The sequence below is a fragment of the Nonomuraea diastatica genome, from assembly GCF_004349015.1.
Classification (GTDB): Bacteria; Actinomycetota; Actinomycetes; order Streptosporangiales; family Streptosporangiaceae; genus Nonomuraea; species Nonomuraea diastatica.
In genome coordinates this window covers 104,740-128,252 of record NZ_SMKP01000002.1, presented here as the reverse complement: position 1 = coordinate 128,252, position 23,513 = coordinate 104,740, and the positions used below count along the sequence as shown (strand labels likewise).

Genomic DNA, 23,513 nt, shown 5'->3' with positions numbered 1-23,513 from the left:
CGCGACCTTAGTGCAACTCAACGCCTTTTCGCGTCGCGCGGCCGCGATCTTAGCCGGGAGGGAGAAGAGCTGGACGAAGCCCTTGGCCAGCGACTGGTCGAACGTGTCGCCGGTGTCGTAGGTGGCGAGCGAGAAATCGTACAGGGAGTCGTCGGAGCGGCGGCCGGTCACGGTGGCGTTGCCGCCGTGCAGGGTCATCCTGATCTCCCCGGTGACGTGCTTCTGGACGTCGGCGATGAGGGCGTCGAGCGCGTTCCTGAGCGGCGAGAACCACAGGCCGTCGTAGACAAGCTCGCTCCACCTCTGGTCGGCGCCCCGCTTGAAGCGGGCCAGGTCTCGCTCGACGGTGACGCTCTCCAGCTCCTTGTGGGCGGCGATGAGCGCGATCGCGCCTGGCGCTTCGTACACCTCGCGCGACTTGATGCCGACCAGCCGGTCCTCGACCATGTCGATCCGGCCGACGCCCTGCGCTCCGGCGCGTTTGTTGAGCTCGTCGATCACCTGGAAGGGCGTGAGCGCCCGGCCGTCGACCTTGACCGGGACACCCTGCTCGAAGGTGATGACGACCTCGTCGGCCGGGCGCGACTGCTTGGGGTCGGCGGTGTAGGAGTAGACCTCCTCGGTCGGGCCGTTCCAGATGTCCTCGAGGAAGCCGGTCTCGACGGCGCGGCCCCAGAGGTTCTGGTCGATGGAGAACGGGTTCTTCTTCGACGTCTCGATGGGCAGGCCCTTGGCCTCGGCGTACTCGATGGCCTTGTCGCGCGTCCAGGCGAAGTCACGCGCGGGCGCGATGATCTCGAGGTCGGGGGCCAGCGCGGCCAGGCCGGCCTCGAAGCGGACCTGGTCGTTGCCCTTGCCGGTGCAGCCGTGGGAGACGATGGTGCCGCCGAAGCCCTTGGCCGCCGACACCAGGTGCTTGACGATGAGCGGGCGCGACAACGACGACACCAGCGGGTAGCGGTCCATGTAGAGGGCGTTGGCCTGGAGCGCGGGCACGCAGAAGTCGGCGGCGAACTCCTCCCTCGCGTCCACGACGACCGACTCGACCGCGCCGCAGTCCAAGGCGCGCTTCTGGATGAGCTCCATGTCCTCGCCGCCCTGGCCGAGGTCCACGGCGACGCAGACGACCTCGGCGTTCATCTTCTCGGCGAGGTAGGGGATGGCGACCGAGGTGTCGAGACCGCCGGAATATGCGAGAACCACTCTGTCGGGCATTGTGCTTCGTCTCCAGTGCTGAATGTTGGGATGTCCCGTGCGGCGGAGCCCACTCACGCGGAGTGGGCTAACTACGTCGGTCGGCCACCTTCAGCAGCGCGTCGGCGACCGCCTGACCGCCCGCCGGATCGCGGCTGATGACGAGGATCGTGTCGTCACCCGCCACGGTCCCGAGAATGGACTCCCAGTCGGCGTGGTCGATGGCGGAGGCCAGGAACTGGGCCGCGCCCGGAGGGGTTCGCACGATGACCAGATTGGCCGAGGCCTCGGCCGCGACCAGCAGTTCCTCCGCGATGCGGTGCAGCCGCGCCGCCGGGGTCTCGCCGGTGCCGAGCCTGGCCAGCGGGATGCGGCCACCCCCCTCGCCGGGAAGTGCGTAGACCAGCGAGCCGTCCTCGGCGCGCAGCTTGAGCGCGCCGAGCTCGTCGAGGTCGCGCGAGAGCGTGGCCTGCGTGACCTCGACGCCGCTCTCGGCGAGCAGCTTGGCCAGCTCGGGCTGGGAGCGCACGGCCTGCCGCAGCAGCAGCTCGGTGATCTTCGCCTGCCGCGCCGCCTTGGTCATCGGAATGATCACGCGCCCTCCGGCACCCTGATCGGGTCGGCGTGCGCGGCCAGCCAGTGCAGCAGCGCCTTCTGGGCGTGCAGGCGGTTCTCCGCCTGGTCCCACACGACGCTTTGCGGGCCTTCGAGGACCTCCTCGGTGATCTCGTTGCCTCGGTAGGCGGGCAGGCAGTGCAGCACGATCGCGTCGGGCGCGGCGTAGCGGAGCAGCCCGGCGTTCACCTGGTACGGCATGAGCGCGGCGACCCGCTCCTCCTTCCCCTCCTGCCCCATGGACACCCACGTGTCGGTGGCGACCACGTGTGCGCCGTGGAGGGCGGCCACCGGGTCGGTCAGCGCGACGACGGAGCCGCCGGTCTTGGCGGCGATGGCGGCGGCCTGGTCGAGGATGACCGGGTCGGGCTGGTAGCCGGCCGGGGCGGCGATCCGTACGTGCAGGCCGGCCGTGGCGCCGCCGAGCAGGTAGGAGTGGGCCATGTTGTTGGCGCCGTCGCCCAGGTAGGTCAGCGTGAACCCGGCCGTGCGGCCCAGCCGCTCGTGGACGGTCTGCAGGTCGGCGAGGATCTGGCAGGGGTGGAACTCGTCGGTGAGCGCGTTGACGACCGGAACCCGGGAGTGCGCGGCCATCTCGTCGATGAGCTCCTGCCCGGAGGTGCGCCAGACGATGGCGGCGACCTGCCGCTCCAGCACCCTGGCGACGTCGGCGGTGGGCTCGCCGCGGCCCATGAGCACCGAGACGTTGTCGACGACCAGCGGCAGGCCGCCGAGCTCGCCGATGCCGGTGTGGAAAGAGATGCGGGTCCTGGCGGACGGCTTGTCGAACAACACCGCGACGGTGCGCGGCCCCTCGAACGGCCGGTAGCCGAACCGGTCCTTCTTCATCGCGGCGGCGAGCTCCAGCACCTCCGCCTGCTCGGCGGGCGACAGGTCGTCGTCTCTGAGGAAGTGACGGATGGTCATGCGGCCGCCTCCGTGAGGATCCGCGGGAAGGACGCGACCAGGGCGTCCACCTCGTCCGCCGTCACGACGAGCGGCGGCGCCAGGCGCACCGCGTCCGGTTGGAGCGCGTTGACCAGGAAGCCGGCCGCCGCGGCGGCCTCCTGCACCTGTGCCGCGCGCGGCTCGCGCAGCACCGTGGCCAGCCACAGGCCGCGACCGCGCACGCTCTCCAGCAGCGGGTGGTCGACGGCCTCCAGCCCATCGCGCAGCCGTGCGGCCACCGACCTGACGTGGCCGAGGTCGAGGTTGTCGAGGACGGCCAGCGCCGCGGCGCAGGAGACCGGGTTGCCGCCGAACGTCGAGCCGTGGTCGCCCTTCTCGAACGACCTGCCCACGTCGCCGAAGCCTACGCAGGCGCCGATCGGCAGGCCGCCGCCCAGGCCCTTGGCCAGGGTCAGGATGTCGGGGGTGACGCCGTCGGCCTGGTGGGCGAACCAGTGGCCGGTGCGGCCGATGGCGGACTGGATCTCGTCGGCGACCAGCAGCGCGCCGGTCGAGTCGCAGATCTCGCGGGCCGCCTCGAGGTAGCCGACGGGCGGCGGCACCACGCCCGCCTCCCCCTGCGTGGGCTCCAGGAAGAGCGCGATGCAGTCGCCGGTCATCGTCTCCTTGAGCGCGTCGGCGTCGCCGTACGGGACGAAACGCACGTCCACCGGGAACGGGCCGAACTGGTCGCGGATCGCCTTCTTGCCGGTCAGGGAGAGCGCGCCTATCGTGCGGCCGTGGAAGCCGTTCTCGGCGGCGACGAAGTAGGAGCGGCCCTCACGCCTGCCGTGTTTGAGCGCGAGCTTGTAGGCGGCCTCGTTCGCCTCCGTGCCGGAGTTGGCGAAGAAGACCCTGGCCGGGGCGTCGAGCATGCCGAGGAGCTTCTCGGCGAGCAGGACCTCGGGCTCGTGCAGGAACAGGTTGCTGGTGTGGGCGAGCGTGGCGACCTGCCGGGAGACGGCCTCGACCAGGGCGGGGTGGGCGTGGCCGAGCGAGCTGACCGCGATGCCGCCGATGAAGTCGAGATATTCCTTGCCGTCGACGTCCCATACGCGGGTGCCCTCGCCTCGGGCCAGCGCCACAGGGGGGACCCCGTAGTTGCCCATGAAGGCTTCTTCGAACCGTTTGAACAGGTTCATCAGGGCATCACCATCGTTCCGATCCCTTCGTTGGTGAAGATCTCCAGCAGCATCGAGTGGGGTACGCGGCCGTCGAGCACATGGGCCCGGGGCACGCCCCCTTGCACGGCCGTCAGGCAGGCCTCCATCTTGGGTACCATGCCGCTGGACAGCGTGGGCATCATGGTCGCGAGTTCGTCGGCGCTCAGCTCGTCGATCACGTCGGTGTCGTCGGGCCAGCTGGCGTACAGGCCCTCCACGTCGGTGAGCACGATCAGTTTGCGGGCCCGCAGGGCAACGGCGAGCGCGGCGGCCGCGGTGTCGGCGTTCACGTTGTAGATCTCTCCGTCGTCTCCCCGCGCCACGCTGGAGACGATCGGGATGCGGCCGTCGTCGAGCAGGGCGCCGACCGCGCCGGGCTCGACCTTGATGATCTCGCCGACCTGGCCGATGTCGACCGGCTCGCCGTCGACGACCGCGTGTTTGCGCACCGCGGTGAACAAGTGGGCGTCCTCGCCGGACATGCCGACGGCGAACGGGCCGTGCCGGTTGACCAGGCCCACGATGTCGCGGTTGACCTGGCCGACCAGCACCATCCTGACGACCTGCATGGCCTCGGGCGTGGTGACCCGCAGCCCGGCGGTGAAGGTGGACTCGATGCCCAGCCTGTCGAGCGCGCTGCTGATCTGCGGGCCGCCGCCGTGCACGACGACCGGGCGCAGGCCGGCGTGGCGCAGGAAGACGACGTCCTCGGCGAAGCCGGACTTGAGTGCCTCGTCGGTCATCGCGTTGCCGCCGTACTTGATGACGACGGTCGCGCCGTGGAAGCGGGTCAGCCACGGCAGGGCCTCGATCAGCGCCTCGGCCTTGGTGTGCGCGGTGGTCAGCCTCATGAGGAGTACGCCGAGTTCTCGTGGACGTAGGCGGCCGTCAGGTCGGTGGTGTGGACGGTCGCGGTGTGCGCGCCGGCCGACAGGTCGATGGTGATCGTCACGTCCCTGGGGCTCATGTCCACCTTGTCGCGGTCGTCACCCACCGCGCCGCCCCGGCAGATCCAGATGCCGTTGATGGCGACGTTGAGGCGGTCGGGCTCGAACTCGGCGTCGGTGGTGCCGACGGCGGCCAGCACGCGGCCCCAGTTGGGGTCCTCGCCATGAATGGCGCACTTGAGCAGGCTGGACCGGGCGACCGCGCGGCCCACTTTCACGGCGTCGTCCTCGTCCGCCGCGCCGACCACCTCGATGGCGATGGCCTTGGAGGCTCCCTCGGCGTCGACGAGCAGCTGCCTGGCCAGGTCGGCGCAGACCTCGGTGACCTTGTGCTCGAACTCGTCGAGGTCGGGCCTGACACCGGAGGCGCCGCTGGACAGCAGGAGCACGGTGTCGTTGGTCGACATGCAGCCGTCGGTGTCGAGGCGGTCGAACGTGACGGCCGTGGCCCTGCGCAGCACGGTGCCGAGCTCGTCGCCGGTCAGGTCGGCGTCGGTGGTGATCACGCAGAGCATGGTGGCCAGGGCGGGGGCGAGCATGCCGGCGCCCTTGGCCATCCCGCCGACCATGTACCCCCGCGGGGCTCCGCCCTCCGAGAACCCCCCGAACTGCAGGGAAGAGGCTTCTTCCCCCGCGGCGACTTCGCCGCCGCGCTTGAACGAGATCTTGGAGACGGTGTCGGTGGTGCGGATGGCGTCGGCCGCGGCCAGTCCGCCGTCGCGGGCGAGCTGGGCGGCGGCGGTCTCGACACCCGACAGCAACTCGTCCATCGGCAGCCGCTCGCCGATGAGGCCGGTCGAGCACACCGCGACCTCGCCCGCGGAGTCCTGCAGGAGTTCGGCCACCTTCTCGGCGGTGGCGTGCGTGTCCTGGAAACCCTCGGGGCCGGTGCAGGCGTTGGCTCCGCCGGAGTTGAGCACGACCGCGCGCAGCCGCCCGCCCGCCAGGACCTGCTGCGACCAGAGCACGGGGGCGGCCTTGACGCGGTTGGCGGTGAAGACGCCCGCGGCGGCGCGGCTGGGTCCGTCGTTGACGACGAGAGCGAGATCGCGGGCGCCGCCGGGCTTGATCCCTGCGGCGACTCCCGCGGCCCTGAAGCCTAGGGGTGCCGTGACGCTCATGCCACCGCCTTCTGCGGGGACGGGAGCGATGAGCTCCCGTGCTCGTCGGTTGATGCGCTGCGCTTGCTCAAGGTGCAACTCCTGTCAGGGGGAGGCCGAGCTCTTCCGGCAGGCCGAGGGCGATGTTGACGCTCTGGACGGCGCCCCCGGCCGTGCCCTTGGTGAGGTTGTCGATGGCGATGACGGCGACCACGCGTCCCGCGCGCTCGTCGAGCGTCACCTGCAGGGCCGCGGTGTTGGCGCCGTACGTCATGGAGGTGGCCGGCCAGACGCCCTCCGGCAGCAGCTTGACGAACGGCTCGCTCTTGAGCGCGACCTCGTACGCCGTGCGCAGCGACTCCTTGGTGACACCGGGAGCGGCCGGGGCGGAGCAGGTGGCGAGGATGCCACGGCTCATGGGGGCCAGCGTCGGGGTGAACGAGACGCGCACGGGAGCGCCGGCGACCGCCGACAGCCCCTGCTCCATCTCGGGCGTGTGGCGGTGGGCGCCGCCCACGGCGTACGCGCCGGCCGAGCCCATGACCTCGCTGCCGAGCAGGTGGGGCTTGAGCGCTCTGCCCGCGCCGCTGGTGCCGGAGGCGGCGACGACGACCACGTCGTGCCCGGCCAGCCCGGCGGCGAACGCGGGTGACAGGGCGAGCAGGACGGAGGTCGGGTAGCACCCGGGGACGGCGATCCTGGTCGCCTGCCTGAGCACCTCGCGCTGTCCGGGCAGCTCGGGCAGGCCGTAGGGCCAGGTGCCGGCGTGCTCGCCACCGTAGAACTCCTGCCAGGCGGCGGGGTCGGCGAGCCGGTGGTCGGCGCCGCAGTCGACGACCAGCGTCTCCCCGCCGAGGGCGGCGGCGACGGCGGCCGAATGACCGTGCGGCAGCGCGAGGAAGACCACGTCGTGCCCGGCGAGCGTGCCGGGGGTGGTGTCGTCGAGGACGCGGTCGGCCAGTTGTGGCAGGTGTGGCTGGTGGGCGCCGAGACGGCTGCCCGCGCTCGAGGCCGCGGTGAGCGCCCCGATCTCGAACTCCGGATGGCCCAGAAGGAGGCGGAGCAGCTCTCCTCCCGCGTAACCGCTGGCTCCTGCGATCGCCGCCCTCATCCCGCCGCCTCCTGCATATTCATGCATCATAGCTCATGACCTTGCTGGTGAAAATAATGCACTGGCGAGGATGAATATGCAAGCCGTGATGAGCCCGGGAGACCACATCGTGAGACCCGGCGGCCTCTGGTGACGCGTCCAGCGCTACCGCCCCGCAAGGGTCATGACGTGGCCGGACGTGTGGTGGCCGGAGAGGAGGGCCGCAGCGCGCCGCCCGGATCCCTCACGGGCGGGCCCGGCGACGGGGGCATGGGGCGGCCCGGGCAGGGCGGACCCGGCACGCGGCTGCCGGCACGAGGGGCGCCGGGCGGCTCCTTGCATGCCTTCACCTATGACCCGGCGACCGCGATGTTAATCCTGGGTATCGCAGATTCCCAGCGGGGGACGTACCGGGCGGGCCCGTTCCCGAGGGCCCGCCCGGTACGTGTCAGCGGAGGAAGGCGGCGGCCACGCCCGCGTCCACCGGGACGTGCAACCCCGTGGTGTGGGTCAGGTCGCCGCCGGTGAGCGCGAAGACCGCGGCGGCCACGTGCTCGGGCAGGACCTCCCGCTTGAGCAGGGTGCGCTGGGCGTAGAACTCGCCCAGCTTCTCCTCCTCCACCCCGTAGACGGCCGCGCGGTTGGCGCCCCAGCCGGAGGCGAAGATGCCGGAGCCGCGCACCACGCCGTCGGGGTTGATGCCGTTGACGCGGATGCCGTGCCCGCCCAGCTCGGCCGCCAGCAGGCGCACCTGGTGCGCCTGGTCGGCCTTGGCGGCGCCGTAGGCGACGTTGTTCGGCCCGGCGAAGACGGCGTTCTTGGAGGAGATGTAGACGATGTCGCCGCCCATGGCCTGGTCGATCATGACCTTGGCGGTCTCGCGGGAGACCAGGAACGAGCCGCGCGCCATGACGTCGTGCTGCAGGTCCCAGTCGGCCAGGGTGGTCTCCAGCAGCGCGCGCGACAACGACAGGCCGGCGTTGTTGACCACCAGGTCCACGCCGCCGAAGGCGAGCACGCCCGCGCGGACGGCCGCGACGACCTGCTCCTCCGACGTGACGTCGACCGCGACCGCAACGGCCACGTCCGGCTCGCGGTACGCACCCGCGCCCAGCTCGGCGGCCACCTTCTCGGCGGCGGCCACGTCGCGGTCGGCGACGATCACGCACGCGCCCTCGGCGGCGAGCCTGCGCGCGGTGGCCGCGCCGATGCCGGAGCCGCCGCCGGTGACCAGCGCGACGCGCGTGGCCAGCGGCTTGGGCCTGGGCATGCGGCGGAGCTTGGCCTCCTCCAGCTCCCAGTACTCGATGCGGAACTTCTCCGACTCGGGGATGGGTGCGTACGCGGAGACGGACTCCGCGCCGCGCATGACGTTGATGGCGTTGACGTAGAACTCGCCGGCCACGCGGGCGGTCTGCTTGTCCTTGCCGAACGAGAACATGCCGACGCCCGGCACGAGCACGATCGCCGGGTCGGCGCCTCGCATGGGAGGCGAGGCGGGGGTGGCGTGCCGCTCGTAGTAGGCGGTGTAGTCCGCGCGGTAGGCGGCATGCAGCTCGCGCAGCCGCTCGGCCGCCTGCTCCAGGGGCGCGTCCGGAGGCAGGTCGAGCACGAGCGGCGCCACCTTGGTGCGCAGGAAATGGTCGGGGCAGGACGTGCCCAGCGCCGCCAGCCTCGGATGCTCGGCCCGGGAGACGAAGTCGAGCACCTCGGGCGTGCCGGTGTAGTGGCCGACGACCCGCATGTCGGTGGAGGCCAGGCCGCGGATCACCGGGAACAGCGCGGCGGCGCGGGCGTGCCGCTCCTCCTCCGGCAGCGTCTGGTGGATCACCGGGCCGAACGGATCCGCGCGGCCGTGCTCGGCCAGGTACGCCTCGGCGGTCCTGATGATCTCCAGCGAGCGGGCCTCGCACTCCTCGGACGTCGAGCCCCATGCGGTGATGCCGTGGCCGCCGAGAACGCACCCGATGGCCCGCGGGTTCGCCTCCTTGATGGCGGCGATGTCCAGGCCCAGCTGGAAACCCGGCCGCCGCCACGGCACCCACACGACCCGGTCGCCGAACACGCGCCCGGTCAGCTCCTCACCGTCGGCGGCGGTGGCCAGCGCGATGCCCGCGTCGGGGTGGAGGTGGTCGACGTGCGCGGCCTCCACGAGACCGTGCATGGCGGTGTCGATCGACGGCGCGGCCCCGCCCTTGCCGTGCAGGCAGTAGCCGAACGCCGCCACCATCTCGTCCTCGCGCTCCACGCCCGGGTAGACGCCCTTGAGGGCGCGCAGCCGGTCGAGGCGGAGCACGGCCAGGCCGGACTCCTTGAGCGTCCCCAGGTCGCCGCCGGAGCCCTTGACCCAGAGCAGCTCGACGTCCTCGCCGGTGACCGGGTCGGGCGCGGCTCCCTTGGCCGAGGTGTTGCCGCCCGCGAAGTTGGTGTTGCGCGGGTCGGCGCCCAGGCGGTGAGAGCGTCCGAGCAGTTCGTTCACGACGTCCATGGTGGTTCAGGCCCCCCAGCCGGCCTGCTGGCCGCCGACACGCTCGGCGGCGATCTTCTCGAAGTATCCGGACTTGGCGTACGCGCTCATCGGGTCGGGCGCGAGACCCATCTCCTCGCGCAGCTCGGCCAGCAGCGGGCGCACGTCGGTGTTGTAGGCGTCCATGAAGACGGCGTTGGCGCCCAGCACGTCGCCGTCGGCCTGCGCGGCCGACAGCGCCTCGCGGTCGACCAGCAGCGCCTTGGCGGTGGCCTCCTGGACGTTCATGACCGAGCGGATCTGGCCCGGGATCTTGGGCTCGATGTTGTGGCACTGGTCGAGCATGAACGCCACCCCGCGGGGGGCGGAGCCCTCCGCACTCCCCCCGAAAGGCTTCGTGCTTTGCTCGTTCTCCCCCACGAGGTCGTGCAAGGCTGCGCCTTGCACGACCTCGTGCATGATCCGGAACAGCTGGAACGGGTCGGCCGCGCCCACCATCAGGTCGTCGTCGGCGTAGAAGCGGGAGTTGAAGTCGAAGCCGCCGAGTTTGCCCTCACGCAGGAGGAAGGCGACGATGAACTCGATGTTGGTGCCGGGGGCGTGGTGGCCGGTGTCCACGACGACCTGCGCCTTGGGGCCGAGCTTGACGCAGTGGGCGTAGGCGGTGCCCCAGTCGGGCACGTCGGTGGCGTAGAAGGCGGGCTCGAACAGTTTGTACTCCAGCAGGAAACGCTGGCCGTCGCCGAGCCGCTCGTAGACCTCGGCCAGCGCCTCGGCCAGACGGTCCTGGCGGGCCCTGATGTCGTCCTGGCCCGGGTAGTTGATGCCGTCGGAGAACCACAGCTTGAGGGTGTCGGAGCCGGTGGCGTCCATGATGTCGACGCACTCGAGCAGGTGGTCGGTCGCCTTGCGGCGCACCTGGGCGGAGGGGTGGGTGACACTGCCGAGCATGTAGTCGTCGTCCTGGAAGACGTTGGAGTTGATCGCTCCGATGCCGACGCCCGCCTCGCGGGCGTGCCGGGCCAGATCGGCGTAGTCGTCCACCTTGTCCCACGGGATGTGCAGCGCGACCGTGGGGGCGATGCCGGTGTGCGCGTGCACCTGGGCGGCGTCGGCGAGCTTCTCGTACGGGTCGCGCGGCACCCCCTTCTGGGCGAACACCTTGAACCGGGTGCCGCTGTTGCCGTACGCCCAGGAGGGTGTCTCGATGTGCTGCGCCCGCAGCACGGCCTTGATGTCAGTCATGACTCCCCGATCAATCCAGGTGGAAGACTTCGGTCAGCGGTTTCATGCCCTCGTCGGGGCGGCCGTCGAGGTTCTCGAAGAACGGCGCCATCTCCGCCTGCCAGCGGGCGTTGACCTCGGTCTCGGCCATGGCCTTCTGGGCGGCCTCGAAGTCCTCGGTCTCCAGATAGCCCACGAGCAGGCCGTCGTCCCTGAGGAAGAGCGAGTAGTTGTGCCAGCCGGTGCGCGACAGCGCCTCTCGCATCTCCGGCCAGACCTCGCGGTGGCGCTCGCGATATTCCACCAGCCGCTCCGGGCGGACTTTCAGCAGGAAGCAGACGCGTTGCACTGGCACTCCCCTCAAAACGTTTTAATGCTTCGCCAGGAAACTATGATTCCAGCTGCCCGCTGTCAATGCGCGTCCGGCCCCTCCGTGGTCCCGCGCGCAGGTGGGAGCGCCGGAACCACCCACCGTCCGCGCCCCCGGCTGTCAGCCGGCGATGACGCGGGCGTCACCCGCGGCCACGGTGACGGATGCGCCCGACGCCGAGGTCACGACGGCGTCCTCGGCCGTGTGGTTGATCGCGAACAGGTGGGAGCGGCCGTCGGGGTGGGAGCGCCGCACGACCTCTACCCCCGGCGGGCTCGTCGCGGGCGGCCTCGCCTCGGCCTCGGCGCAGACCGCGGCGATCACCCCGGCCAGGGCGTCGTCGTCGAGCCTGGTGGTCAGGTAGTGGGCCGCGCCGTCGCCCCACGCGTTGCGGGTCCACGCGGGCTCTCCGGTGGCGTAGGTGTCGAGGACCTTCGCGCTGGTGGCGTGCGCGACCTCGCTCCACGCGCTCCCCGACCCGCCGGAGGCCAGCCGGATCGGGCCGTCCAGCGGGAAGAACTCCTCCACGGTGACGCCCAGCAGGTCGCGCCAGGCCCCGGGATAGCCGCCGAGGCGCACCCGGTCGTGCTCGTCGACGATCCCGCTGTACGGACCGACGAGCGTCACGCCGCCCGCCCGTACGAACCCCTCCAGGTTGGCCGCCCCCGAGTCGCTCACCAGGTAGAGCGCCGGCACCAGGACCAGGCGGTAGCCGGTCAGGTCGCCTTCGGGGTGTGCCAGGTCGCAGGTGATGCCGGCCCGCCACAGCGCGGCGTGCCAGCGCTTGGCCTCCTCCACCGGGTCGAGCTCGGAGGAGGGCTGGGCGGGATGGTCCTGCGCCCACACGCTGGAGTGGTCGATCAGGATGGCGACGTCGGCCTTGACCCTGCTGCCCGCCACCTCCGAGAGCCCGGCCAGCTCGGCCCCGAGCGCGCTCACCTCGCGCCAGACCTTGGTGTTGACGCCGGCGTGCGGGAGCATCGCCGAGTGCCACTTCTCGGCGCCGGCGCGCGAGGCCCGCCACTGGAAGAACATGATCCCGTCGGCGCCCCTGGCCAGATGGGCCAGCGAGTTGCGGCGCAGCTCGCCGGGCGCCTTGGCCCGGTTGCGCGGCTGCCAGTTGACCGCGCTGGTCGAGTGCTCCATCAGCAGCCAGGGGCGGCCGCCGTTGAGCGAGCGCGCGTAGTCGGCGGCGAAGGCCAGGTCGATGTGCGGCTCCGCGCGGGCGCCGATCAGGTAGTGGTCGGTGGAGACCACGTCGAGCTCGGCGGCGAAGGCCCAGCAATCCATGTCCCAGTGGGCGCCCGCCATGAGGTTGGTGGTCGCGGGCACGCCGGGGGTGAGCTCGCGGAGCAGGTCGCGCTCGGCGACGTAGAGCTCGACGAGCGCGTCGGAGCTGAACCTGCGGAAGTCGAGTTGCTGGCCGGGGTTGGGCAGGCTGGGGGTGTCACGCGGCGGCAGGATCTGCGCCCACTCGCCGTAGTGCTGGGACCAGAACGCGCTGCCCCAGGCGTCGTTGAGCGCCTCCAGGGAGGCGTAGTGGGAGCGCAGCCAGGCGCGGAACGCGGCCGCCGAGGTGTCGCAGTAGCAGCGGGCGTTGTGGCAGCCGTACTCGTTGTGCACGTGCCACAGGGCCAGGGCCGGGTGGTCGCGGTAGCGGGTGGCCACCTGTTCCGTGACGCGCAGCGCCTTCTCGCGGTAGATCGGCGAGCTGGGGCAGAAGCCCTGCCTGCTGCCGTGGTGCAGCCGCCGGCCGCCGGAGTCGACCGGCAGGGCCTCGGGGTAGGCGTCGCCGAACCAGGGCGGCGGGGAGGCGGTCGGCGTGGCCAGGTTGGCCGCGATCCCGCTGGCGGCCAGCAGGTCCATGACGCGGTCGAACCAGCCGAAGTCGAACACGCCCTCGGCGGGCTCCAGCAGCGCCCATGAGAAGACGCCCACGCTGACCCGGTTGACGCCGGCCTCGCGCATCAGCGCGACGTCCTGCTCCCACGTCTCCTCGGGCCACTGCTCGGGATTCCAGTCGCCGCCGTAAGCGATGACATCCGGCATGAAGCCTGCCTTTCGAGATACTGTTAGCGCTCACAGCTGGTGACGCCAGGTTCACGGAGGGATTAAAACGTTCCGCGGCGCAGGGCACAAGCCCCGGTCGCCCGGCCCGCTCGGCATACGCGCGGCGTGCCCGCAGCGCGGGCGCGGGGTGTGCGCGGCAACGCCGCCGGCCCCGGCGGTGGCTGCCAGGACCACAGGGCTCCCCCGCGATAGAACGTTTTACTTCCCGCGCGGGAGGTTAGAGTCCGGCATGCGGCGGTGTCAACGCGGATCGGCATCACGACCGGTGCCGCGACTGGCGCGCGCATCGTTAGTACGTTTTAATGAGGGCTCATGGCCATGGTCAGCATCAAGGACGTCGCCGCGCACGCCGGTGTCTCACCCGGCACGGTCTCCAACGTACTGAACCGGCCAGGGAAAGTCGCGCCCGCCACCAGGGAGCGGGTGGAGGCGGCCATCAGCGAACTGGGGTTCGTCCGCCACGGCTCGGCTTCGACGCTGCGCGCCGGGCACAGCAGGACGATCGGCCTGAGCGTGATCGACATCGGCAATCCCTTCTTCACCGAGGTCGCCGCCGGCGTCGAGGACGTCGCCAGCGAGCTGGGCTACGCCGTGATCCTCGGCAACTCGGCCGGCTCGCAGGACAAGGAGGACCGCAACCTGCGGGTGCTGGCCGAGCATCGCGTCCGCGGCGTGCTGATCACCCCGTCGGGTGAGGACCCGGCGCGGCTCGAACGGCTGCGCGAGCACGGAATCAGCGTGGTGCTCGTCGACCATCCCGCGCACCGGCCCGACCAGTGCGCGGTGGCCGTGGACGACGTCGGCGGCGGGCGGGCCGCGGTCGCCCACCTGCTGGCCAAAGGGGCGCGCAGCGTCGCCTACGTGACCGGCCCGCTGACCATCCGGCAGTGCGTGGAGCGGCGGGAGGGCGCGAGTGCCGCGATGCGGGCCACCGGCCTCGACCCCGCGGGCCTGCGGGTGATCGAGGCGATGACGATGACCGCCCGCGCGGGCGAGAAGGCGGCCGCCGACCTGATCGCGAGCGGCCTGCCCGAGGCCGTCTTCTGCGCCAACGACCTGCTGGCCCTCGGCGTGCTGCGCGCGCTGCTGCGGGCGGGGGTGAGGGTGCCCGAGGACGTCGCGCTCATGGGCTACGACGACATCGACTTCGCCGCCGCCTCCACCGTGTCGCTCAGCTCGATGCGCCAGCCCACCTACCAGCTCGGCCGCATCGCCACCGAGCTGCTGCTCGACGAGTGCGACAACCCCGAGACGCACGCGCACCAGCACATCATGTTCCAGCCCGAGCTCTTCGCCAGGGAGTCCACGCAGTGAGTCACCGTTTCGCCGCCGTCGATCTGGGCGCCTCCAGCGGCCGGGTGATGCTGGCCGACCTGTCCGGCGGGCTGCGGCTGACCGAGGCGCACCGGTTTCCCAACGGCCCGGTACGCGTGGCGAACCGGCTCCACTGGGACATCCTCGGCCTCTACCGGGAGATTCTGACGGGGCTGCGCGCCGCCGGGCCCGTCTCCTCCATCGGCGTGGACTCGTGGGCGGTCGACTACGGACTGCTCGACGAGTCCGGCGGGCTGATCGGCAACCCGGTGCACTACCGCGACGACCGCACGCGAGGTGTGCCCGAGCAGGTGGCCGCCCTGGTCGGGGCCGACACGCTGTACGACGTGTCGGGCCTGCAGGTGTTGCCGTTCAACACCCTCTACCAGCTGCTGACCGACCGGCTCGACGGCGCCGCCACGATGGTGCTGATCCCCGACCTGATCGGCTACTGGCTCACCGGCGAGCTGGGCGCGGAGGTTACCAACGCCTCGACGACGGGGCTGCTCGACGTGCGCACCAGGTCGTGGGCGCGGCCCCTGATCGAGCGGCTCGGGCTGCCGGCCGGCCTCTTCCCGCCGCTGCGCCGGCCCGGCGAGCCGATCGGCGGGCTGCGCCGCGACGTGGCCGCGGAGGTCGGCTGGTCCGCGCCCGTCAGGGCGGTGGGCTCGCACGACACGGCCTCGGCGGTGGCCGCGGTGCCCGCGTCGGGCCCGGCCTTCGCCTACATCTCGTGCGGCACGTGGTCGCTGGCCGGCGTCGAGCTGCCCGACCCTGTGCTGACGCCGGAGAGCCGGGCCGCGAACTTCACCAACGAGGCCGGCATCGACGGCACCGTCCGCTATTTGCGCAACGTCATGGGCCTGTGGCTGCTGCAGGAATGCATGCGGGCCTGGCCGGGCTCCGACCTGGGCGAGCTGCTGACGGCCGCGGCGGCCGAGCGGCCGTTCGCCGCCGTGGTCAACCCCGACGAGCCGGTGTTCCTGCCGCCGGGCGACATGCCGGCCAGGATCGCGGCCGAGTGCCGCCGCACGGGCCAGCGGCCTCCCTCCTCACCCGCCGCGTACGCGCGCTGCGTGCTGGAGAGCCTGGCGCTCGGGCACCGGCGGGCCGTGCGCCAGGCGATGGAGCTGTCGGGGCGCGACATCGAGGTCGTCCACCTGGTGGGCGGCGGGTCGTACAACGAGCTGCTGTGCCGGCTCACCGCCGACGCCTGCGGGCTGCCGGTGGTGGCGGGCCCGGCGGAGGCGACCACGCTCGGCAACGTGCTGGTGCAGGCGCGCGCGGCCGGGCTGGTCTCCGATCTGGAGGAGATGCGCTCGCTGGTCGCCGCCTCCCAGCCGTTGCGCCGCTACGAGCCGTCCGGCGACGACCGGCTCTGGGACGAGGCCGCCGCCCGCGTGTTCTGATCCTCTCTGACCTGCGCTTTCCGGTTTTCTCCCTCGTCGGGTAGGGCACAAGTCGGACCGGGGAGCATCGGGGGGCTTCATGGATCTCACGTGGCCGTTGTTGCGGCAGCTGACCGGCGAGGACCGCACGGGCCGTGGGCAAGCGGTGAAGTCGGCCGCGACGGAGGGGGTGCGGGCCCGCACGGCCGGGGCCGACCGCGTCGTCAAGTCGATATGCCCGTACTGCGCGGTGGGTTGTGGCCAGGACGTGTACGTACGCGACGAGCGGGTCGTCCAGATCGAGGGCGACCCCGACTCCCCCATCAGCCGCGGCCGGCTGTGCCCGAAGGGCGCGGCCACCCTGCAGCTCACCACCGGCTCCGGCCGTCAGCGCCAGGCGCTCCACCGGCCGTCGGGCGCGGCCGACTGGCAGCCGATCGACCTGGCCACCGCCATGGACATGGTGGCCGACCGGATCATCGCCACCCGGCGTGAGACCTGGGAGCAGGAGCGCGACGGCAGGCGCGCCGCCCGCACCATGGGCATCGCCAGCCTGGGCGGCGCCACGCTGGACAACGAGGAGAACTACCTCATCAAGAAGCTGCTGACGTCGCTCGGCGTGGTGCAGATCGAGAACCAGGCCCGCGTCTGCCACAGCTCCACCGTGGTCGGGCTCGGCACGTCGTTCGGCCGGGGCGGCGCCACCACGTTCATGCAGGACCTGCAGCACTCCGACTGCGTGGTCATCCAGGGCTCGAACTTCGCCGAGGCGCACCCGGTGGGCTTCCAGTGGGTGATGGAGGCCAAGGCGCGCGGCGCGGTGGTCATCCACGTCGATCCGCGCTTCACCCGCACCAGCGCGCTGGCCGACCTGCACGTGCCCATCCGCGCCGGCTCGGACGTGGCCTTCCTCGGCGCGATCATCAACCACGTGCTGGAGAACGACCTGTACTTCCACGAGTACGTGGTCAACTACACCAACGCGGCCACCATCCTCAACGAGGACTACCGCGACGCCGAGGACGGAGACGGCGTCTTCTCCGGTTTCGACGCCGCCGGCCACACCTACGACGACGAGAGCTGGCAGTACGAGGGCATGCGGGCCGAGCCCGCGGCGGGCGACCGCGACAGCGACTACCAGCGGCGGTCCGGCCGGGTGCCGCCGGGCCGCACCGAGATCACCGGCAGCGCCGGCATACCCATGGACGGCACGCCCCGGCGCGACGAGACGCTGCGCGACCCCCGCTGCGTCATGCAGATTCTGCGCCGCCACTTCGCCCGCTACACGCCGGAGATGGTCGAGCAGGTGTGCGGGGTGCCCCGGCGCCTGTTCGAGGAGGTGTGCCGCCACCTGACGGAGAACTCCGGGCCCGACAAGACCTCCGAGTTCGTCTACGCGGTGGGCTGGACGCAGCACAGCGACGGCTCGCAGTTCGTCAGAGCGGCGAGCATCCTGCAACTGCTGCTCGGCAACATCGGCCGGCCCGGCGGCGGCATCCAGGCGCTGCGCGGGCACGCCAGCATCCAGGGCTCCAGCGACATCCCCACGCTGTTCAACCTGCTGCCGGGCTACATCCCGATGCCGCACGCGCACGAGCACGAGCGGATGCGCGACTTCCTGCAGGCGGACGCGCCGCACGGCGGGTTCTGGGCGAACATGCCCGCCTACCTGGTGAGCCTGCTCAAGGTCTGGTGGGGTGATGCGGCGCAGCCGGACAACGACTTCCGCTTCGACCACCTGCCCCGGCTGACCGGCTCGCACAGCACGTACGACACCGTGATGTCGCAGCTGGCCGGCGAGTGCAAGGGCTACATCCTGCTCGGCGAGAACCCCGCGGTCGGCTCGGCGAACGCCAGGATGCAGCGCCTGGGCATGGCCAAGCTCGACTGGCTGGTGGTGCGCGACCTCAACCTGATCGAGAGCGCCACCTGGTGGAAGGACGGCCCGGAGATCGAGACGGGCGAGCTGGCCACGGCGGACATCGGCACGGAGGTGTTCTTCCTGCCGGCGGCGACGCACACCGAGAAGAGCGGCAGCTTCACCAACACCAACCGGTGGTTGCAGTGGCACCACCAGGCGGTCGAGCCGGCCGGTGACGCGCGCAGCGATCTGTGGTTCATGTACCACCTGGGGCGGATCATCAGGGAGAAGCTGGCCGGCTCGCAGGATCAGAAGGACGCGCCGGTGCTGGAGCTCACCTGGGACTATCCGGTCGAGGGCGCGACGGCCGAGCCCTCGGCGGAGGCGGTGCTGGCCGAGATCAACGGCTGGGACGCACAGGGACGGCCCCTGTCCGGGTACGCCGAGCTCGCCGACGACGGCTCCACCGCGTGCGGCTGCTGGATCTACTGCGGCGTGTACGCCGGCGGCGTCAACCAGGCCGCCCGCCGCAAGCCCTGGACCGAGCAGAGCTGGATCGCCGCGGAATGGGCGTGGGCGTGGCCGGCCAACCGGCGCATCCTGTACAACCGGGCCTCGGCCAGGCCCGACGGCAGCCCGTGGAGCGAGCGCAAGCAACTGGTCTGGTGGGACGAGCCGGCGCAGCGCTGGACCGGTCACGACGTGCCCGACGTCGAGGTGGGCAAGAGCCCGGCGTACCGGCCGCCGCCGGACGCCCGCGGCGTGGCGGCGTTGTCGGGGATCGACCCGTTCATCATGCAGGCCGACGGGAAGGGCTGGTTGTTCGCGCCCGCGGGGGTCGTGGACGGGCCGCTGCCCACGCACTACGAGCCGCAGGACTCTCCGGTGGCCAACCCGCTCTACGGGCACCAGCGCAACCCGGCACGCAAGCTCTATCCGCACGAGGACAACCGTTATCACCCGAGCGGGGATGATCCGGGCGCGTCAGTCTTCCCGTACGTGGTGACGACGTACCGGCTGACCGAGCACTTCACCGCCGGCGGCATGAGCCGTTTCACGCCCTACCTGTCGGAGCTGCAGCCGGAGATGTTCTGCGAGGTCTCGCCCGGCCTGGCCGCCGAGCGCGGGCTCGTGCACGGCGACTGGGCCACGATCATCACCGCGCGCAACGCCATCGAGGCGCGGGTGATGGTCACCGACCGCATGCCGTCGCTGCGTCTCGACGGGCGGGTGCTGCACCAGATCGGGCTGCCGTTCCACTTCGGGCCCAACGGGCTGGCCAGGGGCGACGCGGCCAACGAGCTGGCGTCGATCTCGCTGGACCCCAACTCCCACATCCAGGAGGTCAAGGCCCTCTCGGCGGACATCCGCCCGGGACGCCGGCCGCGCGGCCCGGCGCTGCGCGAGCTGGTCCGCTCCTACCAGCGGCGGGCCGGCATCGGCGAGCACACCGGAACGGAGGCGTGAGCCATGGCCTTCGACCTGGACGAGAAGCTCGCGGACGGCCGTGTCGGGTTCTTCACCGACACCAGCATCTGCATCGGCTGCAAGGCGTGCGAGGTGGCGTGCAAGGAGTGGAACGCGGTCCCCGACGACGGCATGACCTTCACCGGCATGTCGTACGACAACACCGCAGGACTGGGCGCCGACACCTGGCGGCACGTGGCGTTCGTCGAGCAGCGGCAGCCGCTCGGCCACCAGGAGCCGGGCGTCGGCGACATGGACTTCCGCTGGCTGATGGCCTCCGACGTGTGCAAACACTGCACCCACGCGGCCTGCCTGGACGTGTGCCCGACGGGGTCGTTGTTCCGCACCGAGTACGGCACCGTCGTGGTGCAGGAGGACGTCTGCAACGGTTGCGGCTACTGCGTGCCCGCCTGCCCGTTCGGGGTGATCGGCAGGCGGGAGACCACGGGCGTGGCGGCCAAGTGCACGATGTGCTACGACCGGCTGGGCGCCGGCGAGGAGCCCGCCTGCGCCAAGACGTGCCCGACCGACTCCATCCAGTTCGGCGACCTGGACGAGCTGCGCGAGCGGGCCGAGCGCCGCCTGGAGCAACTCCGCGCGGCCGGGGCCGGCTCGGCCCGCCTGTACGGCCACGACCCTGACGACGGCGTGGGCGGCACGGGTGCGTTCTTCCTGCTGCTGGACGAGCCCGAGGTGTACGGTCTGCCGCCCGACCCGGTGGTGACCACCCGTGACCTGCCGTCGATGTGGCGGCACGTGGGGGTCGCCGCCCTGGCCCTGCTCGCCGGCGTGGCCGCGAGCGCGTGGAGGAGACAGTCATGAGCCAGACCGACGTGTGCCTGGACGGCTCGGCCGGGCTGCGCGGCGAGCGCGAGGCCACGCCGGGCTCGGCGGGCCGCAGGCTCGAGCGCCTGCCGGTGCCGAGGGCGGACGTCGAGTCCTACTACGGCCGGCCGGTGCTGAACGAGCCGACCTGGCAGGCGCCCGACATCGCCGGCTACCTGTTCCTCGGCGGCCTGGCCGGCGCCTCGTCGACGCTGGCGGCCGCCGCCGAGCTCACCGGCAGGCCGCGTCTGGCCAGGGCGTGCAAGGCCGGCGCCGTGTGCGCGCTGGGCGGGTCTCTCTACGCGCTGATCCACGACCTGGGCCGTCCCGAGCGGTTCGTGAACATGTTGCGGGTGTTCAAGGTGACCTCGCCCATGAGCGTCGGCACCTGGATCCTGTCCGGTTACGGCCCGCAGGCCGGGGTGGCGGCGGCCACCGGGCTGACGGGGATGTTCCCCGGGCTGGGCCGGGCCGCCACCATCGGTGCGGGGCTGGCCGGGCCGGCGCTGGCGACCTACACCGCCGCGCTGATCTGCGACACCGCGGTGCCCGTCTGGCACGAGGGCCATCGCGAGATGCCGTTCCTGTTCGCCGGTTCGGCGGCGGCCGCGGCGGGCGGGCTGGGGATGCTGGCCGCGCCGGTGTCGGAGGCGGGCCCGGCCCGCCGGGCGGCGCTGCTGGGCGCGGCCGTCGAGTGCGTGGCCGCCGCACGGATGGAGCGGCGGCTCGGGCCGCTGGCCGAGCCTCTCAAGCGCAGCAGGCTGTTGCGCGCCGGCGAGGCGCTGTCGCTGGTGGGCGCGGTGGCCGGCCTGATCGCCGGCCGCCGGGCCGGACGGGGCCGGCTCATGGCGATGGCGGCGGGCGCGGCCCTGCTGGCGGGATCGGCGTGCACGCGGTTCGGGATCTTCAGGGCCGGGGTGGAATCGGCCAACGACCCCAAGTACACGGTGCAGCCGCAGCGGAGGCGGCTGGCGAAGGCGAAAGCGGAGCGTGATCTGCGATGAAGCGGAAGGTCGTCGAATATCTGCCGTTCATGGGCATCGTGCTGATGGTCTGCACGGCGTCCTGGCTGGCGGGCAGGTCGTATCCGGCCCGGCCGGCGGCGCTCGGGAGGGGCAGGGGCAGGCGCGCGTCGCCGTGAAGCCGTGCGGCGGCGGCCGGCTCCACCGCTCCACGTCTTAAGGCGGGGTCTGGCCGCCTGGCGCCGGCCGGCGACGTACGATCAGCAGATGACCGAAAAGACCGAAACCACGCCTGGATGGCTCGCTCCCGACGAACTGGAGTCGGTGCGCGGCCAGCTGCCCGTCCTCTACGTCGACGCCGTGCCGGTTCGCGTCGACGACACCGGCGTGGTCACCCGCGTCGGCCTGCTGCTGCGCATCGCCGCGGACGGGACCGTCAGCAGGGCGCTGGTTTCGGGGCGGGTGCTGCTCCATGAGCGCATCCGCGACGCGCTCATGCGCCACCTGGAGAAGGACCTCGGCCCCGTGGCGCTGCCGCGCATCCCGGCCGCGCCGCAGCCGTTCACGGTCGCGGAGTATTTCCCCACGCCCGGCGTCACCCCCTACCACGATCCGCGCCAGCACGCGGTGTCGCTGGCCTACATCGTGCCCGTCGCGGGTGACTGCCGGCCCCGGCAGGACGCCCTCGACCTGGTGTGGTTCACCCCGGAGGAGGCGGCGTCGCCGATGGTGCAGCAGGAGATGGCGGGCGGGCAGGGCGTGCTGCTGAAGCAGGCGCTGGCCCACGTCGGCTGCCTGCCCTGATCGGAGGTCAGGGCCGCTCGGCACCCCGGCGCACCCAGTCGTAGAGCGGGTCGCCGGGGCACGAGGTGGCGTAGCCGTCGCGGTGTCCCTTGACCTCGCGCCCCGCGTCGCCGTGCTCGCGCAGGTATTCGATGGCGTCGACGAGGGCGTGGAGCAGGTCGTCGTTGGGCTTGGTGAGCCCCGAGCTGCCGACCAGCGCGAGCACCGCGTAGTGGCCGGCGTTGAGGCCGGCGCCGTTGGCTGCGGGCAGCGCGTGGGGGCCGCGGCCCATGAACGTGTGGCGGTGGGGGCAGCACACCATGCTGTAGCCGAGGTCGATGTAGGTCTCGCCGCGGCCGCCCGACATGTGCATGCTCTGGATGTCTCGCACCAGCTCGCCGCACTTGTCGTGGTTGCCGGGCTCGGCGAGGTCGGCCAGCACCTTGCCGCCGGTGTAGTGGATTTTCACGCCCTTGGTCGACTCCAGGCGGGTGTAGCCACTGGTCGGCTTCTTCGCGTGCCACTCGGCACGGGTGATCAGATTCATGGGATCCTCTCCTGAACGGCATACTCTAGCCATCACCCTGCCAACTTTGCGTAGCGAGCAAATCACACATCGTTAGCACAGTGGCCTGCCGCGGGAGTGACGGTTGCCTGCCGTTTCGCTGGTAACGCGGGGGAAACACCCCGATCGTCAGACTCGGAATCATGTGCCGCCGGCTGCCGCGAATCATCGTGATTCTTTCCGGCGTGGCGCTGCTCACCGCCGCGCTCGTCCTGGCTCTGGACCGCCCCCAGGAAGAGCACTCGCCCTCCGCCCCGGCGCCCCCCAGGCCGGTCACCCTGGTCATCGAGATCACGCCGCCCGCCGCTCCGAGCGTTCCGGACCGGGCGAGGTGCCGCGAGGTGACGGCTCTCCTATCGGAAACCCCGCTCCGCGCGGTCGTGCCGGAAGGCGTCGAGCCGGTCGAAGTCGAGATCGTACGCCGACACGGCGGCGACCGGAGGGCCGGAGAAGAAACCCTCGTGCGTCCGCGGGCAGGGATCGGCGAACCCGGTGACCCCGGCGCACGGATGCCCGAGGTACGTGGCCTCGTGGTGCCAGTCGCTGACGGCCACGTACGTCATGAACTCGTACGCCCGCGCCACGCTCATGTGCCGCCACAGCTCGCGCGCCGGGGCGGGGCCGTCCCAGCGGGTGACGGAGAAGGCGGGCACCAGGACCGCGTCGAGCCCGTCGTGCCCGGCCAGGCTCGCCGAATACCACAGGTCGGCGCAGAGCAGGACACGCAGGCGCCGGCCGTGCAGCTCGAAGCCGGCGCTGGGCCGGCCGGGGAGCACTCCGGAGAGCAGTTCGACCCCATAGGGGTGGACCTTGTCGTACTCGGCCAGCAGCGTGCCGTCCGCGCCGAACACGGCGCCCCTGTTGACAGCGCCACTGTTGACGCCCCTGTTGACAGGGCCTCTGTTGACAGGGCCTCTGTTGACAGGGCCTCTGTGAACAGGGCCGTCGTAGTGCGAGCCGCCGACGACGGCCATCCCGGACCGGCGGGCCAGGGAGCGGACCCGGGCGAGGTAGCCGGCGCGGGGCAGACTCGATCCGGCCAGCTCGGGCAGCACCATCACGTCACCGGCGTGGGAGGCGACGAGCTCTTCGATCGCGTCGAAGTTGGCGTGGCCGTCGGGGGACCAGCGGGGAGGTTGAACCAGGAGGATCTTCACGTT

At 71.8% G+C, this 23,513-nt stretch carries 19 protein-coding genes and 1 pseudogene; 7 read left to right on the top strand and 13 right to left on the bottom strand.

Annotated features, from left to right (window positions below; genetic code table 11):
* Positions 1–33 precede the first annotated feature (33 nt).
* The 11 genes and pseudogenes from E1294_RS01220 to E1294_RS01170 all read right to left on the bottom strand — a co-directional run.
* A pseudogene (locus tag E1294_RS01220) lies at positions 34–1,215 on the bottom strand (argininosuccinate synthase); the annotation flags it as partial.
* A 67-nt stretch (positions 1,216–1,282) separates the two neighbouring features.
* Positions 1,283–1,777: an arginine repressor gene (locus E1294_RS01215; protein WP_132503754.1), complete on the bottom strand. Its 495-nt coding sequence runs from the start codon at positions 1,775–1,777 to the stop codon at positions 1,283–1,285.
* An 8-nt stretch (positions 1,778–1,785) separates the two neighbouring features.
* Positions 1,786–2,736 (bottom strand): ornithine carbamoyltransferase, encoded by a 951-nt coding sequence (gene argF, locus E1294_RS01210; protein ID WP_132503740.1) that lies wholly within the window; start codon positions 2,734–2,736, stop codon positions 1,786–1,788.
* Entirely contained in the window at positions 2,733–3,899 is a 1,167-nt protein-coding gene (locus tag E1294_RS01205; protein ID WP_132503739.1) for an acetylornithine transaminase, read from the bottom strand. Before E1294_RS01205 ends, argF begins: the two co-directional genes overlap by 4 nt.
* Positions 3,899–4,771: an acetylglutamate kinase gene (gene argB, locus E1294_RS01200; RefSeq protein WP_132503738.1), complete on the bottom strand. Its 873-nt coding sequence runs from the start codon at positions 4,769–4,771 to the stop codon at positions 3,899–3,901. The genes E1294_RS01205 and argB overlap by 1 nt, the downstream gene beginning before the upstream one ends.
* Positions 4,768–5,988, bottom strand: a complete 1,221-nt coding sequence (gene argJ, locus E1294_RS01195) for a bifunctional glutamate N-acetyltransferase/amino-acid acetyltransferase ArgJ (RefSeq protein ID WP_132503737.1) — start codon at positions 5,986–5,988, stop codon at positions 4,768–4,770. The genes argB and argJ overlap by 4 nt, the downstream gene beginning before the upstream one ends.
* A 67-nt stretch (positions 5,989–6,055) precedes the next feature.
* A complete protein-coding gene (argC, locus tag E1294_RS01190; RefSeq protein ID WP_132503736.1) occupies positions 6,056–7,078 on the bottom strand; it encodes an N-acetyl-gamma-glutamyl-phosphate reductase in 1,023 nt (340 codons plus the stop codon).
* Between the two features lie 427 nt (positions 7,079–7,505).
* Positions 7,506–9,545 carry a bifunctional aldolase/short-chain dehydrogenase gene (locus E1294_RS01185; RefSeq protein ID WP_132503735.1) on the bottom strand — a complete coding sequence of 680 codons (2,040 nt, stop codon included), beginning with the start codon at positions 9,543–9,545 and terminating at the stop codon, positions 7,506–7,508.
* A 6-nt stretch (positions 9,546–9,551) separates the two neighbouring features.
* The gene (gene rhaI / locus E1294_RS01180; RefSeq protein WP_132503734.1) at positions 9,552–10,769 is read right to left on the bottom strand and encodes an L-rhamnose isomerase; all 1,218 of its coding nucleotides are present in this window, start codon (positions 10,767–10,769) and stop codon (positions 9,552–9,554) included.
* 10 nt (positions 10,770–10,779) lie between these two features.
* Positions 10,780–11,097 carry an L-rhamnose mutarotase gene (locus tag E1294_RS01175; RefSeq protein WP_132503733.1) on the bottom strand — a complete coding sequence of 106 codons (318 nt, stop codon included), beginning with the start codon at positions 11,095–11,097 and terminating at the stop codon, positions 10,780–10,782.
* Positions 11,098–11,238: 141 nt separating this feature from the next.
* A complete protein-coding gene (locus tag E1294_RS01170; RefSeq protein ID WP_132503732.1) occupies positions 11,239–13,167 on the bottom strand; it encodes a beta-galactosidase in 1,929 nt (642 codons plus the stop codon).
* A 333-nt stretch (positions 13,168–13,500) separates the two neighbouring features.
* On the opposite strand from E1294_RS01170, the gene E1294_RS01165 reads away from it, so the two are divergent.
* The 7 genes from E1294_RS01165 (at position 13,501) to E1294_RS01140 (ending at position 21,809) form a co-directional block, all read left to right on the top strand.
* Positions 13,501–14,502: a LacI family DNA-binding transcriptional regulator gene (locus E1294_RS01165; protein WP_132503731.1), complete on the top strand. Its 1,002-nt coding sequence runs from the start codon at positions 13,501–13,503 to the stop codon at positions 14,500–14,502.
* A complete protein-coding gene (locus E1294_RS01160) occupies positions 14,499–15,911 on the top strand; it encodes a rhamnulokinase (RefSeq protein WP_425465187.1) in 1,413 nt (470 codons plus the stop codon). Before E1294_RS01165 ends, E1294_RS01160 begins: the two co-directional genes overlap by 4 nt.
* A gap of 79 nt (positions 15,912–15,990) precedes the next feature.
* Complete coding sequence (gene fdh / locus E1294_RS01155) at positions 15,991–19,218, top strand: formate dehydrogenase (protein WP_132503730.1); 3,228 nt, start codon at positions 15,991–15,993, stop codon at positions 19,216–19,218.
* A 3-nt stretch (positions 19,219–19,221) separates the two neighbouring features.
* Positions 19,222–20,040 (top strand): 4Fe-4S dicluster domain-containing protein, encoded by an 819-nt coding sequence (locus tag E1294_RS01150; RefSeq protein ID WP_132503729.1) that lies wholly within the window; start codon positions 19,222–19,224, stop codon positions 20,038–20,040.
* A complete protein-coding gene (gene nrfD / locus E1294_RS01145) occupies positions 20,037–21,047 on the top strand; it encodes an NrfD/PsrC family molybdoenzyme membrane anchor subunit (RefSeq protein WP_132503728.1) in 1,011 nt (336 codons plus the stop codon). The genes E1294_RS01150 and nrfD overlap by 4 nt, the downstream gene beginning before the upstream one ends.
* On the top strand, positions 21,044–21,184 hold the full coding sequence (locus E1294_RS52310) for a hypothetical protein (protein WP_165977019.1): 141 nt from the start codon (positions 21,044–21,046) through the stop codon (positions 21,182–21,184). The genes nrfD and E1294_RS52310 overlap by 4 nt, the downstream gene beginning before the upstream one ends.
* Before the next feature lie 88 nt (positions 21,185–21,272).
* The gene (locus E1294_RS01140) at positions 21,273–21,809 is read left to right on the top strand and encodes an NUDIX hydrolase family protein (RefSeq protein ID WP_132503727.1); all 537 of its coding nucleotides are present in this window, start codon (positions 21,273–21,275) and stop codon (positions 21,807–21,809) included.
* Between the two features lie 7 nt (positions 21,810–21,816).
* Here the strand turns inward: E1294_RS01140 and E1294_RS01135 are convergent, their stop codons facing one another.
* A complete protein-coding gene (locus E1294_RS01135) occupies positions 21,817–22,335 on the bottom strand; it encodes a peptidoglycan recognition protein family protein (RefSeq protein WP_132503726.1) in 519 nt (172 codons plus the stop codon).
* Positions 22,336–22,706: 371 nt separating this feature from the next.
* Positions 22,707–23,510 (bottom strand): carbon-nitrogen hydrolase family protein, encoded by an 804-nt coding sequence (locus E1294_RS01130; protein WP_165977018.1) that lies wholly within the window; start codon positions 23,508–23,510, stop codon positions 22,707–22,709.
* Between the last annotated feature and the right edge of the window lie 3 nt (positions 23,511–23,513).